General features: G+C 35.0%; 17 protein-coding genes and 3 pseudogenes. 6 read left to right on the forward strand and 14 right to left on the reverse strand.

Annotated features, from left to right (window positions below; translation table 11 throughout):
• A partial coding sequence (locus BM088_RS25870) for a transposase (RefSeq protein WP_218156563.1) occupies positions 1–265 on the forward strand: 265 nt, incomplete at its 5' end.
• Positions 266–727: 462 nt separating this feature from the next.
• Here BM088_RS25870 and BM088_RS25875 read toward each other — a convergent pair.
• The 8 genes from BM088_RS25875 to BM088_RS25910 form a co-directional block, all read right to left on the reverse strand.
• Positions 728–1093 carry a hypothetical protein gene (locus BM088_RS25875; RefSeq protein WP_091991693.1) on the reverse strand — a complete coding sequence of 122 codons (366 nt, stop codon included), beginning with the start codon at positions 1091–1093 and terminating at the stop codon, positions 728–730.
• Positions 1086–1430: a PadR family transcriptional regulator gene (locus tag BM088_RS25880; protein WP_091991695.1), complete on the reverse strand. Its 345-nt coding sequence runs from the start codon at positions 1428–1430 to the stop codon at positions 1086–1088. Before BM088_RS25880 ends, BM088_RS25875 begins: the two co-directional genes overlap by 8 nt.
• Before the next feature lie 425 nt (positions 1431–1855).
• A complete protein-coding gene (locus tag BM088_RS25885; protein ID WP_091991697.1) occupies positions 1856–2071 on the reverse strand; it encodes a hypothetical protein in 216 nt (71 codons plus the stop codon).
• 174 nt (positions 2072–2245) lie between these two features.
• On the reverse strand, positions 2246–3343 hold the full coding sequence (locus tag BM088_RS25890) for an alpha/beta hydrolase (RefSeq protein ID WP_091991699.1): 1098 nt from the start codon (positions 3341–3343) through the stop codon (positions 2246–2248).
• Positions 3344–3472: 129 nt separating this feature from the next.
• On the reverse strand, positions 3473–4513 hold the full coding sequence (locus tag BM088_RS25895) for a helix-turn-helix domain-containing protein (protein WP_091991701.1): 1041 nt from the start codon (positions 4511–4513) through the stop codon (positions 3473–3475).
• 258 nt (positions 4514–4771) lie between these two features.
• A complete protein-coding gene (locus tag BM088_RS25900; protein ID WP_091991703.1) occupies positions 4772–5104 on the reverse strand; it encodes a zinc ribbon domain-containing protein YjdM in 333 nt (110 codons plus the stop codon).
• 373 nt (positions 5105–5477) lie between these two features.
• Positions 5478–6518, reverse strand: coding sequence for a Kelch repeat-containing protein (locus tag BM088_RS25905; RefSeq protein WP_091991705.1), 1041 nt, complete (start codon positions 6516–6518; stop codon positions 5478–5480).
• A gap of 112 nt (positions 6519–6630) precedes the next feature.
• Positions 6631–7077 carry a GNAT family N-acetyltransferase gene (locus BM088_RS25910; protein ID WP_091991707.1) on the reverse strand — a complete coding sequence of 149 codons (447 nt, stop codon included), beginning with the start codon at positions 7075–7077 and terminating at the stop codon, positions 6631–6633.
• 312 nt (positions 7078–7389) lie between these two features.
• Here BM088_RS25910 and BM088_RS25915 point away from each other — a divergent pair, with 312 nt between their 5' ends.
• From BM088_RS25915 to BM088_RS25925, 3 genes and pseudogenes are all read left to right on the forward strand, one after another.
• Positions 7390–7629, forward strand: coding sequence for a type II toxin-antitoxin system ParD family antitoxin (locus BM088_RS25915; RefSeq protein ID WP_091991709.1), 240 nt, complete (start codon positions 7390–7392; stop codon positions 7627–7629).
• Positions 7629–7922 carry a type II toxin-antitoxin system RelE/ParE family toxin gene (locus BM088_RS25920; protein ID WP_091991711.1) on the forward strand — a complete coding sequence of 98 codons (294 nt, stop codon included), beginning with the start codon at positions 7629–7631 and terminating at the stop codon, positions 7920–7922. Before BM088_RS25915 ends, BM088_RS25920 begins: the two co-directional genes overlap by 1 nt.
• Positions 7923–8085: 163 nt before the next feature.
• Positions 8086–8379: pseudogene (locus BM088_RS25925) on the forward strand (IS110 family transposase); the annotation flags it as partial.
• A 119-nt stretch (positions 8380–8498) separates the two neighbouring features.
• Here the strand turns inward: BM088_RS25925 and BM088_RS25930 are convergent.
• Entirely contained in the window at positions 8499–9035 is a 537-nt protein-coding gene (locus tag BM088_RS25930; protein ID WP_091991713.1) for a DUF6817 domain-containing protein, read from the reverse strand.
• A gap of 221 nt (positions 9036–9256) precedes the next feature.
• A pseudogene (locus tag BM088_RS25935) lies at positions 9257–9418 on the reverse strand (transposase); the annotation flags it as partial.
• 41 nt (positions 9419–9459) lie between these two features.
• Here BM088_RS25935 and BM088_RS27480 point away from each other — a divergent pair.
• Together BM088_RS27480 and BM088_RS25940 are read left to right on the forward strand one after the other, a co-directional pair.
• The gene (locus BM088_RS27480; RefSeq protein WP_177208185.1) at positions 9460–9612 is read left to right on the forward strand and encodes a hypothetical protein; all 153 of its coding nucleotides are present in this window, start codon (positions 9460–9462) and stop codon (positions 9610–9612) included.
• An 11-nt stretch (positions 9613–9623) separates the two neighbouring features.
• Positions 9624–10025, forward strand: coding sequence for a transposase (locus tag BM088_RS25940; RefSeq protein ID WP_177208186.1), 402 nt, complete (start codon positions 9624–9626; stop codon positions 10023–10025).
• Positions 10026–10314: 289 nt separating this feature from the next.
• On the opposite strand, the gene BM088_RS25945 is transcribed toward BM088_RS25940, so the two are convergent.
• From BM088_RS25945 to tnpA, 4 genes and pseudogenes are all read right to left on the reverse strand, one after another.
• Complete coding sequence (locus BM088_RS25945) at positions 10315–11517, reverse strand: leucine-rich repeat domain-containing protein (protein ID WP_091991717.1); 1203 nt, start codon at positions 11515–11517, stop codon at positions 10315–10317.
• Between the two features lie 350 nt (positions 11518–11867).
• Positions 11868–12563, reverse strand: a pseudogene (locus tag BM088_RS25950) (integrase core domain-containing protein); the annotation flags it as partial.
• A gap of 29 nt (positions 12564–12592) precedes the next feature.
• Entirely contained in the window at positions 12593–13216 is a 624-nt protein-coding gene (locus tag BM088_RS25955; protein ID WP_091991719.1) for a LysE family translocator, read from the reverse strand.
• 90 nt (positions 13217–13306) lie between these two features.
• On the reverse strand, positions 13307–13611 hold a 305-nt coding region (gene tnpA / locus BM088_RS25960), incomplete at its 5' end, for an IS200/IS605 family transposase (protein ID WP_091985971.1).

A 13611-nucleotide genomic window follows, 5' to 3' on the forward strand; every position in this document is an offset into this window, starting at 1 on the left:
CGATGTAGATTTGATTACAACAGTTCGAAAAAACATGAAGTCGAAAGCCATGTCAGCCTTCGATAGAGCCATGTTATCAAAGAGATACATCATTGAAACTATCAATGACCAGTTGAAAAATATATCTCAAATAGAACATAGCCGCCATCGCAGTGAAACAAGTTTCATGCTCAACTTGATATCTGGAATAGTGGCTTATTGCTTAAAGAAACAGAAGCCGTGTATAAAACTATCAGCAGATGTATTTGGTATGATGCCAGACTAATAAATGGCGATGCTTAACCAGATCTCAGGTTAATTATAAGCAGAGAAAAAGGACTCACTAAATTTGAAAGTAAAAATTCATGATACTGTTTTACCATCACTAAAGTCATTTCAACATTTTCATTGATGATTACTTCAGCTATATGAGTCACTGAGAATAATAATTTTTGCGAACGCAAGCTCATATAAGCTGATATGTTTCCCCTAATATCTGGTGAATAAACCTGAAATCTAATATTCGCATATCGCATATAATGCAGAGCAAGTTAGACGTTTTTTGGGTTTTTATTTTTTGCATAAAAAAACATTAAAAATTAGATTAAATGGCCAAGATAATCAATGCTCTCTCTATAAAATCTCATATTTCTACGTGGTATTTTTATGACTAAACTAATGAACAAGTTCACAAATAACTTAATTTTTCAATAATCAAATCTATCATTACTTTAAGTTAAATAAAGGGTTATCTATTTCCTTGGCAATTAGGATGAACATTCATAAAGCAGCTAATTCTTTCTTTTTGATACTCTTCCATATTTGCGTAAAATAAAGCTCCGCCAGCAAGCATAGCTAAAGCAAAAATCAGTAATTTTTTCTTTAAATTTTTTAACATCATTCTTTCTCCTTTAAACATCAACTGCAAACCAGATTTTACCGCTTGGTGCCGATACCAAATATTTGCAGCCGTTATATTGCCATTTGAAACACGTTGAATATATTCTTCTAATAAGTCACCCAAAATAGGATCACATAGCTCTTTTGGCAAAGCCCACGAAAGAAACATACTAGCCATTTTAGGTGGCACACTTTGAGTTTTAGTTTCATGCATTGCAGCAACCAATTAGTGTAAATGTGACATTTTCCCACATTGAAGTTAAAGCTTGTTTCGAACGTTTTAGTGCATGTTGACCTTTTGCACTCACCTTAAAATATTTTTTAGCTCTCCCTCCCCTTTCTGGTGTCGCATCGCCCATTTTGCTTTCAATCAGACCTTTTTTTTCTAATCGATCTAATGTGGTATACAAAGCGCCAATCGTGACATCTCTATTGATTACATCTGCTAAAAGTTGCCGTATCGTGCTTCCATAAGCGTTGTCAGCTAATTTTAAGATCGATAATAATAGTAATTGCTCGAATTCACCCAAAAATTTTTCTTTTTCTGTCATACATAAAGCTAGCAAACAAGATGATATAACTACAATGTAGAGTATATTAATTACAGAGTCAAATACTTTATTTTGTAGAGTAAACAATTAGCCATAATAACGCAGCGCTTTTAAGTCAGTTTTAATGATGGCCTTTACTCAGTTCTGATATTGGACGAAGGGATAGATATAATAATATGGATAATGTATTCATACCTTTTTATACAACAACATAAAATGCTGGTGGCATAGGTTGAGTGCTCATTCGGCAGGTTATTATGAATCACTATGGTGATGTAACGATAAATAACCGCATTGTTAAAAGCGATGTTAATTCATCTTAAACAACCTCTTACTTCTCACTTTATTTATTCCTGTACTTAATATTTAAGCTAAGTGTCAGCTTCAAGTCACTTCTCCTTATTGATTATGCCTACCTCAACTTACTAAACCTTTTCCAAAGCTAACATTCTGTTTTTAGCTTTAATTAACAAAATACAACTTATTAATATTTCAGCACAACCTATCCTCACTCGTTCATAAAATTCACCTGCTTCATCAAGTTCTTTAAGAACTGACCACATTTGAGCATATATACTATCCGTTATTCTCGATAATTCGATATTTGCACCTGGGTCAAAACCATTTATAGCATCACTCATATTTTTACTGATGTGAACTGTGCTTTTTCCATTGATTTTAAAAGAGAAATATTAATTGTGTCATCTAGGGTGATCATTTTTATGTTATTAAATATTTTTTAAGAGTTAACGATAAGTCTGTCATACCGTTTTTTAAATTAGGAGTAATCGTAGATTTCCACTCCCCCTAACTCATTATTTATTCAAGATAATCACACCTTCCATTTCAGGCAAAGTTAATTCAGCATGATTCAACTGGCGCTCAAAGAAACCTTTCAAACTCTTTTTAATCGCCAGATGCATTTTATCAGGATCAACTAAGGTTGGATAACCGACAATCCACCTATTTTGATCTGTAAAATCATTGTGTACGCTTTTTTCGATTGTTACTAAATAACTTTCAGCTTGATTGTTATTAAATACTAAATCCAGTTTAGCTAAAGAGTCTTGTGAACTGAGCAGTAATAATGGCTTATTGAGTGGATCGTTAGCAACTCTACCCAGTAATACACCATCCATATTTGCTGCCGCTTTGCATAAAGATAAATCTTTACACGCATTCATTGCTGCACTGGCCCCTAAGCTAAACCCAAACATTCCCACATTAGACAAGTTAATTTGATTGTTAAGTCGCCATTGATTCCACTGTAACCAGTGGTATACAGTATGTACATCTCGTGTTATTTGAGGTGAAACAACCTCATTAAAATAGGCACGACCTGCAGTAGTCCCGATACCTTGCTTACCTTTTGGAAGATAAATGCTTGCAGTTTGTCCACTTTCAAAAGTTGTTACACCAGAAAGATAAGTATGATTTATGGATACAACAAAAAACCCATTACTGGCAAGATCTTCAAGCAATTCAGTATTGTCGACTTCAAACAAACCTAAGCCATGTGAGTAAAATAACACAGGCCAACCAGAATTTTCATTTTCTACGATTCTCGCATTATTTATCGACCATGACCGCATAGTACTGAGCTCATGTTGCAAAGGGTGTATAGGCGCCCCCTTAGGACGATGGCGTGCTAAGAATTCGACTTGATTTCCCCATTTATCAAAATAATAATCATAATTCAGTCGCTTTGTATCTGAAGGATAATAAACCTTAATGTGTACTTTTCTCAATTCGTCATTAATTGGACTCACATTATCTTCACTATTATCAAATACATCATATTCTTTGAACCCCACTTTATATTGACCACTGGGAGCAGGATATACGTGAGCAACCTCTTTGTTACTCTTATTTTCCGCTAATTTTGAATCTTCGTCGCATGCTCCAAGTAGCATAGATAATACTGTTATTGAAAAAAATTTTTTTTTGATATTGCCATTTCACTTCTCCCTAATTGAGAGCGTCAGCGTGTGGTTTTATTTGAAAATAGTCGTCCAGTTTACAAAATAGGACGGATGAATTAGCTAATGAGTACCATTTATGTTTGCTTTATACTGAGTTGGCGTTACTGCTTGATACCGCTTAAATGCTGCATTAAAAGTTGATTTAGCGTTAAAACCTGCTTGTAATGCAATATCCAACACAGGCCTATTTGGGTGTCGCTTCATTAACTCACACGTATAATTTATTCGCCGACGATTCACCATTTCATAAAAACTGACTCCCATGTGTTGGTTAATGACCTGTGATATTAAATAAGGTTTCATTCCTAATTTGTTAGCTAAGGATTGCAAGCTCAGATCAGGGTCTGTATAAATTTTATCCTCATCCAATAAATGTAATATTTGTTCTTCAAGAACAATATCAAAATCATTTACCATTTCAGTTGTACTACGTGGTTCTTTATCGAACTTTTCAAACTTTGCGAAATCAAGTAATTGTGGTTTATGTAATAGCGCATAAGTGATAAGAAACATCATAAAGCACATAAATAATTGAGGTAATGGCAAATTTGTTTGAAATACAAATTGAAAAGGAATGGTGGCAATAGCAAAAAATAGACTGGCGCATATTCCCCAAAGTACCCAAAGGTTTTCTTTACTCAAGTTTGCAAGGTAGTCTTTTTGCTTTGTCTGATATCGATACACAGTAATAGATGCCCAAATAGTAAAGTATAAATATATAGCCAGTAAAAAATATCCCGCAAAAATATGCCGTAAGGTAAGCTCTGTATTGTGCGGCTCAATTAAAAAGTCAATGATTAAGGCGTTGAGTACACACCACGGAGATAAAAAAATATATATTTGTTTTCTTGACGGCGCACGACCTAAACAAGACCGAATGAAAATGAAAAATACAATGGCGTATATCGCTCCCCAACATGCATTAATGCGATGCGATATTAACAGCTCTTGTTGAGCAAACAATAAAAGTAAATCTACCCCAAACACAAGGTGGATAATCATCAATAACGTAAATATTGGATACTGTTTCGATTTATAAAATAAAAAGCCCGCAAGCACGAGGCACTGACTAAAGCCTGATATTAAAATAGCAGCAACCATTTCTGTATCCTTAGAAATCTATGTAGAGTGAGTTTTTACTTTTAGATATTTTCGCTTCTGTATAAAGTGAAACAGGTCACCTTCTTATTTTTGATTAACGCCTAATAACTGGCTTAAAGAGGCAGGCTAAAATTAGCAAGCAAGACGCAACCTCAAACAACACACCTTATTCACTAAGCCGTTTGGAGCCAAAAATACCACGTATTGGTTATCAGTTGGAACAGTCTGTTAGAGCGTTTGAACTCAAGCTTAAGTTATTTACGCTTTCTTGACGTATTTTGCTGTTACTAACATTTGCCCAGCACCATCAAGCTTGCAATCTAATTGATGATCTTTCCCTTCAATAATCCGCTTTATGACACCTTTAGTACCAATTTTAAGATTCAGCGAGCTACCTTTAACTTTAAGATCTTTAATCAATATGATTTTATCACCTTGCTCCAGCTGATTTGCGTTCACATCATGTACCGTAAATTGATTTTCAGCTTCTTCAACTGGGTTCCATTCATATGCACATTCAGGGCAAACTAGATGAGTTTGGTCTTGATAAACAAACTCAGAACTGCAATTAGGACAAGGAGGTAATGACATTCTCTATCACTTCTATTAATTGATTTAACTTATATTTTAATGATTTATCGTGTTCAGTCTATTCATTATGAGGACAAACATAAAAGCTATATCACAAAGAGCAATCTCAAGTGTTTCGGGTACTACATAAGCCTGTAAAGTTGCTCTACAAGCTAAATTTAATATATAAGTGAATTTCTGTCTCTTACTCTCAGCTTGAAACAAGACTTAACTCATGTATTTAGGATCTTGTTTTTAGGCTATAAAATAAATTTTTAATTATTCTACAACCTCATCGTAGCAATAAATAGACTAAAACCGGTGACTATACTGTATGAATCAGCAGCAGTAAGCCAGCTGTTTTAAATCCATTTTTTAATTACTTTATGATGTACTATTTTTTCAATACCAAGAGCGAAGCGACAGTCCCTTGCGGGCCAACTTTAGAACCACCACCAATGATATACATTGCATCATCTATTGTTACAGAGCCATGACCATGTCTAGCTTCTGGCATATCTCCCTCTCTTTTCCATGAATCCCTGATCGGATCATAGCACCATACTTGCTGAGAAGCTCTGCCCGTTTTCCAATTACCATTAGGCCCGAAAGCCTCGCCTCCCGTCACAACTATCTTTCCATTTAATACTGTTGCTGCAATCCCAGCGAGGGAAACAGGTAAAGGGGCAATGCTCTCCCATTTATCGGTATTTTCATTATAAACTTCTGCATGCCCTAAATTTTTGGAGAGTTTTCCAGATTTGCGGCCACCAATAACAAAAAGTTTTTCATTGAGTACTGCACTGGCCGCAGAGTTTCGAGAAACACTCGATGGCGCTGCTGTTTCCCATTTTTCGTTGTCAACCAGCATAAAATGGTTGGCGACATCAACATTTTTATTAGAATTAAGATCTAAAGTTTTTCCGCCGACAACATGTATGTTTTCTCTGATAGAGGCATAAGTTGATTCAGCCATGGGAATAGGTAAGGATGGCCCTGCAACCCATTCACTATTTTTTGTAGTAAGTCTGAATACTGTCTCTTTTATTTGCCATGCATTTCCTTTTGCTCCGTAAAACCCCCCTATTCCATATAAATATTTACTATTAGAAACCATTCCAAGGTGGTGTCTTGCTTCAGGTAAAGTTGACCCGGTGCGCCAATTTTGCGTTATAGGATTGTATATGAAGATTTTAGTAGTTGGAGATAATCCATAAAATATAGCATTTACATCCGGAACAAACCCACCTCCGACAAATATTTCACCACCAAAAACAGTTGGATAAATCTCCTGAATTGGAATCCCCAATTCAGGGCCGGCACTCCAAGCATAATTTAGTGGCATCGATAGTGCCTGAGAAAAACTGATGTAATTCGTGCCTAAAATAGGAGTAATTCCCAAATATGTAATAAATTTTCTTCTGGTGATTTTCATATATATCCCTAGACGTTTGACGCCACCATAAGCTCTGCGATCCGGTTTTCTGGCTCTCTTTCAAAAAAGGGTGACTTACAGAGTCAGTTGTATGGCTTTGTTAGCAAGTAAGTTACAGCGCGACACGATACTCCATAGAAACACAATCGATGCCTTCACCAAAGCCATTTTTAACAACCTTAGTCGTCATAAAGCCTCGCTTCTTGTAAAAACCTTCTGTGTGTTGAGAAGTCTCAATTTTAACAACATCAATAGCCGAATTAGCTTTCAACCGAACTAACCTAAAGTCAGTTAAATTAGTTCCTAATCCTTGACCATGGAGATCTCGATGAACCACCCCCCAATCTAATGAAGCCACTGTCGAATTGACCCCTATGCCACCACATGCCAATACCCGGTTGTCTTTGACATACACATAATAATCGCCACTTTCATTTAATGAGTCTAGAAACGCAATAAACTCCTCTCGTTCTGAGAGATCGAAGTATTTGCCAATATTACTATCGAATACTTCCACACACTTGGTACGATGTTCACTTGTATACTGCTGAAACTCCATTTATCCCTCTTGCTTGCTAACAAGTCTGTAGAACTTATCTAAAAGCTAAAATTAATATAAAAAGTAAATTTCGGTATCGTACTCTAAGCTTAAAACACAACTTAGCTAATGCATTTTGAACCCAATTTTTTGGCTATAGAATAAATTATTTAATTATTCTATAGCCTCTACGCCGCAATAAGCGAATTAAAACTGTTAGCTAAAATTAGCCAGGTATGAGCAAAAAGCCAACTGTTTTTTGTCTGTTTAATTGCCTTGCTATATTTTTTATACCATAATCTAATATATATTGGTATTTTAAGGATTTACATTATGGCTAAGAATACAAGCGTAACACTAGGCGAGCATTTTGATCAATTTATAAATCAGCAACTTAACTCAGGTCGTTATGGCTCAGCAAGTGAAGTTGTGCGTGCTGGTTTAAGAGCCTTGGAAGATCAGGAAATAAAGATAATGAATTTACGCAATATGCTATTTGAAGGTGAAAACAGTGGCGTTGCAGAATACTCGTATGATTCTTTTATTTCAGAGCTAGACAAAGATAACCACTAATGTCGAAATTCGAATTATCAGGTAAAGCCAAAAGCGATTTAATTAAAATAGCCAAATATACTCAATTAACTTGGGGAACAGCGCAAAGGAATCATTATTTAAAACTATTAGATAATACTTTCCATCAACTGGCAGATGAACCGATGCTAGGAGTTAATTGTGATTATATAAGAGAAGGTTATCGAAAACGACCTCAAGGTAGTCACATAATTTATTATAAAGAGCATAAAACAAACCGAATTTTGATTGTAAGAATATTACACAAAAGTATAGATGTTAACCGCGCGCTCTAAAAAAATGTAGCGCCCTCGTAAATGGGCAAAATTTAGTTAGCTAAAATGTTGAGGAATGAAAACAGCCAACTGTTTTTTTTCCTGTTTAACTGCTTGATAATCATTGAGCCTACTCCAAAGTATCGCGCCTTTACGTAATACATTAGTGACCAGAAAAAAGAGAATTTTTTATAATAGCTCACATTCATATTACTGTGGAATAGATTTACATGCACGCCTTTTATATGTCTGTATCATTGATTTACAAGGTGAAATTATTGTTCATACCAAAATTAAAGCTGACAAATCACAACTTCTCTCATTACTTGAACCCTATATTGGTGTTGACTCCATGCATTGCTGGTATTGGGTATGTGATTGGTGTGAACAGCAAAGTATCGATTTTGTTTTAGGCCATGCCATATACATGAAAGCGATTCATGGCGGTAAAGCTAAAAATGATAAAATTGATTCTTTTTAAATTGTATTAATGGTAATTAAAATACCAATAAAAGTTTTTAATTGATTTAAAAATTGACTGCTGACGCAGTCAAATAAAACCGTATTACCTATTGACTGTGATCCGCCTCATATGTGTTAGGCTACTGAACCTAGCACACTCTTAACAGTTTCATTTGCGGGTTTACTTAGTAACGGTTTCATTTTAAGAAACAAGTTAAGTAAGCCTTGTCCATGCTCTTTTAAAAATTCAACACTATCGATTGCCAACTCAAGTTCATTTGCAACTGTCAGTTCGCAAAATTGTTGTGCTTGCTCATGCGTTAATTCAAATTCTGTTTCCGTAAATCGATCTCTAAATTTAATAGCAGAATTTCCATTAAAATTGTTAAAAACAAAGCCCCGATCACAAGAACAATATAAATAGACAATTTCTTCCGCAGTCTTTCCTATAATTTTTGCTATATCGTTTCGTTGGGATAGTGAGACAACCTGAGCTTCAAAACCAGCCGTACCATATGCAGCATGGTATAATCCTGAATCACAAAGCTCTTGAGAAGCTCCCCACTTTTCTAATAATTGATAAGTACTATTTAAATGATTAATCAATGAACCATTTAAATGCTCAAACTCTCCTGCACCCAACTCACTTAATTTATTAAACTTTGAATTCACAGTAACCCTTAAGTAATCTAACGAGCCTGTAGAATTACTCGTTTTAAATTAATATCTTATATATCGAAACACTCTACTAATATTAAATTGTTTTAACAATCAAAAACTTTACGTTTTTGCTGATTTTTTATTTTTATAACTAGAATGAAGATAATGGTGGTATTTATTAATAAAAAGGCCGTATTTAAATGATATTTAGGGTGCTTTCGTGAGTTTTATCTTTAATGCAGGCTATTTCTAAGCTTTTCTATGTTATGAACTAAACAGTACATTTGCCACTGAGTATTCATTTTATCTTGTCCTCGCAAGGTGAACTTATTTATGCTTTTATTGACTGTGATATTGCCGCTCTTTGTCACAAAATGAGGTTCTATTACACTCATATATTCATGTCATCATGTCATCATGTCATGTGGTTATTATAATGGTGATAAAAAACCAGTGGCATAAAGGTAATAAACAATTTCTATTTAATGCGTTTACACTGGCAAAAGTGTGGCGCGCTAAAATGCTAGATACGATTAACCAACATCAACACATCAATTTACCCGCTAAATATCCTAAAAGTGGGTGGTAGATTGTCGTAAGGTGGGGCTTGGTGAAAAAGCGTATCAATACCTCTCTCGCTATTTATATCGCGGTGTCTTATCTGATAATGACATCATTGCTTATGATAACAACACCGTCACCTTTAAATACCAAGACAGCCAAACCAAAAAAGTCGCAACGCGCATATTACCCGTTCTGAAATTTTTATGGTTGATATTGCAACATGTGCTCCCTAAAGGGCTACAACGTGTCAGAGATTGTGGGTATTTGCGTTTAAATGCAGGTAAATTACGTCAACGCATCCAATTAGACTTAATCAAAGCGCACAACTGGGTCGCTCCACAAAGTCAGCCTGTGATAAAAACAAAACGCATATGCCCTTGCTTCAAACATGAAATGTTATGTATGGGAGTGAATATCGATTTAGCACGAACGAATTAGCCCAAAGGCGAATAAAATAAGGATAATGACCTAAATACATGAAAGGAGAAAAATATAAAAACTCACTAATTGATAAGATGAAAGATTTGCACTTCTGAACACAAGAAGCGCATTCACTCGGCCAAAATAAATAAAAGCCGCTACAAATAAAAACTCGAACACCACTATTTACTATAAATAAGTCAAACGACTTAAGCTCGGGCTTGTTCAACATGCATAACGGTTTTTAAATTTACTTATTTATTTAAAAAACCGCCTTTTAAAGACTTTAAAAAGCGGTTACTAGTGATTAGATGCAGGTTTCAGGCAGTGTTAGGTTTCCATCTATTATCTTATCTTTAAGTGCATTCAAATCTAAACAGGCGATTTCATCATTACCCTTTAGTGTCAGAAAATATAATTTGGCTAATTTTGATAAAACAGAAATATCTTTTATTTTATTATCGCTTAAAGATAGCTCCTCTAATTCAACCAGATTAGCGAACATACTAATATCTGTTGTTGTTGTTTCACCTAAATATAATCCAGCTAAGGATTTGAAATTAGATAAAACATCAATGCTATTCAGTGGGTTTTTCTGTAAGTATAAATGCTTTAATAAGGTTAATTTACTCAGTGCTGAAATATCCTCAATTTTATTACCACCTAAGTGAAGCTTTCTTAATTGTATTAAATCAGCTAAAAAGTTAACGTCTGAAAACTCATTCATATTCGCTAAGTGAAGCACTTGTAGCTTGGTTAGACTAACTAACGGATTAAGATCATTAATTTTATCGTTACCAGATAAATTGAGTTCTATTAACTCGGGTAACTCTGCCAGTACTGAGATATCAGATAATTCGTTATCATTCATAAATAAGGTGGTTAACTTAGAGAGTTGAACTATATTCGTTAAATCATCTGAATCAAGCTTATTATGACCTAATAGTAGCACCGTTAATGAGGTATTGTTGATAATGGGTGAAATATCTGTGCTTGTGGTGCTATACATCCACAAGCTTTGCAAACTCGTTAAATCAGATAATGCCGATATATCCTTAAGATTATTCGAACTAAGGTCTAATTTTTCTAATACATTAAGCTGAGAAAAATCTGGTAATGTTGTAAATTTGTTATCGTTGAGCTGCAGATCTTTTAAGTGGGTTAGCCCAGATAGTAGCGTTATATCTTCGATATTATTAAAACCGAGATCAAGAGATGTTAATGCGCTAAGTGCCTCTATTCCACTTAAATCGCTTATTTTTTTAGACAAACAGTTAAGTTGCTTTACGTCGCTGACTTTAGTCCAACCAGCACTTATAGCACTCTTGGCAATACAATTTTTTAAGTTTTCATCCAAAAAATCAATATCACTAATGAATCCCGTATTAGCTGTAGGCGGTATTACTGGAGTAGCTGCAGGCATTTTGTTACTTGAGCTATCACTGCCTCCACAACCTATAAAACAAAAACTGCTGGTGATAATAAGGGCTGTATATAAAAGAATGCGCATGAAAGGTTATTTCCTTAATGAGTATGCTGTGCAGTTATAAGTAAATTTAGCAGGCTTTAAAATGCCATCTTAAAAAATCATACAAGGTGCTAAAAATTCAAGCGCGTACCTTATAGAATTTACACAATAAAATCAAACAAAAATCACTAATACATAGGCTAGGCAGGGTGGAATCACGCATTTCAGATAAGTGTACGGTATAATAAAGAAATTTTGAACTTTATTGAGTCGAGATGATCAGAACAGTATCAAAAATTAATAATAGCGGCTGTTCTTTGTAGTTCAAAGGACTGAAAAGTGTAGTAGTTCAGACCTGACAGTTACCCGTTTTTTTAGGGTGTCTTGTCAGCTTAGATTTGAGCTAAATTCTTTTCAGCCCAAATGGTTTTTCCATCAACTAAAGTTTCAAGCGGAGTTCGTCTGCAGCACTTTTTACCTTGATGCGTTTGTTCATTGTTATAGTAATCCATCCATTCGTCTAGGTCTTTTTGTAATTCCTCCATTGTTGAGTAGATTTTTTCCTAAATGTTATCTGATAAAACTCGTTCAATATCGTTTTATGGAACCGTTCGCAGATCCCATTTGTTTGCGGTGACATTGTTTTTGTGTGGTCTATATCGTTAATCGCTAGATATAGCTGAGGTTCCTCTATCCGTGAGTATACGTAACATTGGGATCTCGTGAGCCTCAAAATATGGCAATACTTTATCGTTAAGTATATCGGTCGCAGTGACTGGTGTTTTGGTGACGTAATGCTTGGCGAAAGCTATTTTGCTGTAAGTATCAACAAAGGTCTGCTGATAAATACGACCAACGACTTTTAAATTACCAACATAAAACGTATCTTGCGAGCCAAGGTAACCTGGGTGAGCAGTTTCAATTTCACCACACGCTTCATCATCATGTTTTTTCTTTTCTAAGGCAGCGACTTGTACGTCGCTTAGTATAACTCCTTCACTGGCAACCTTATCTTCTAAGGCTTTAAGGCGTTTTTTGAAGTTTTCGAGATTATGGCGTAGCCCGATAGAACGAACACCGCTACATGAGAACCAATACATAAGCTCTTTAATGATATTTATTTCGTTGTACTTGCCATAAAAACACTACTACCAATTAAAAAGCTAGCTCCAGAATAGTCAAAATACTTTCTAGATCGTTCACTCTGAAAAGCTTTTCGAGTTCTTGAAGCTATTAGAGCATAACCTGTCAAAATAGATCCAACTACAATAGATGAAGTCATTATTAAGATAGAGAATTGTAACAAAGTATCACCTTGAGGATTCATAAACTGTGGTAAAAATGCCATATAAAATATAATTGCTTTAGGGTTTAAAAGCGATGCTAGAAAACCTGCATTAAAACTATTTACAGCCAAACTTTGTGTATTTTGATGTTCTTTTTGTGCTTTGTTTTTTTTTGCTTCGATTATCTGACAGACTCCTAAGTATGCCATATAGATGATTCCTAACCATTTAAATAAAGTAAAAAGAGTCGCAGAAGTTGCTAGAATAGCTCCCACACCGAGCAGAGAAAGTATCATTAACACAACACCACCAACTACATCACCAAGAATACATAAAAATGCAGATGACATTCCCTTAGTCAGAGCTTGTGTAACAACAAGGAGAACACAAGGCCCAGGAATAAGCGTCAAGACTGAACTTGCAACAATAAAAGCCAACCAGATTTCAAAAGACATAAAAACCTCGAACAGAATAAGCTACTAAATACCGATTAACGAGCCTGTAAAATTACTCGTTATAAAAGAATCGGCCGCAAGCGACCGAGTTTAAAAGAGTCCCAGCTGACTTCCGTGAACTTCTTTTTTATCTAATTCAATCAATTGGTTTTGCACATATTTACGAATAGTATCTTCTGTTGCATTTCCTATTGTTTCAACAAAATAACTTTGAGTCCAAAGTTTCCCACCCCAGAAATAACGTCTTTTAATATCTGGATATAATTTGAAAAACTCTCTGGCTGAAATACTTTTTATCACCTGCATGATTTGACTAGGTGACATTTTTGGTTCACTTCTTACGACCATATGAATATGATCTTCTGGTATTTCTAATTCGACTATATCTATGTCGT

This window comes from Pseudoalteromonas denitrificans DSM 6059 (assembly GCF_900112265.1).
In the GTDB taxonomy this organism is placed as follows: Bacteria; Pseudomonadota; Gammaproteobacteria; order Enterobacterales; family Alteromonadaceae; genus Pseudoalteromonas; species Pseudoalteromonas denitrificans.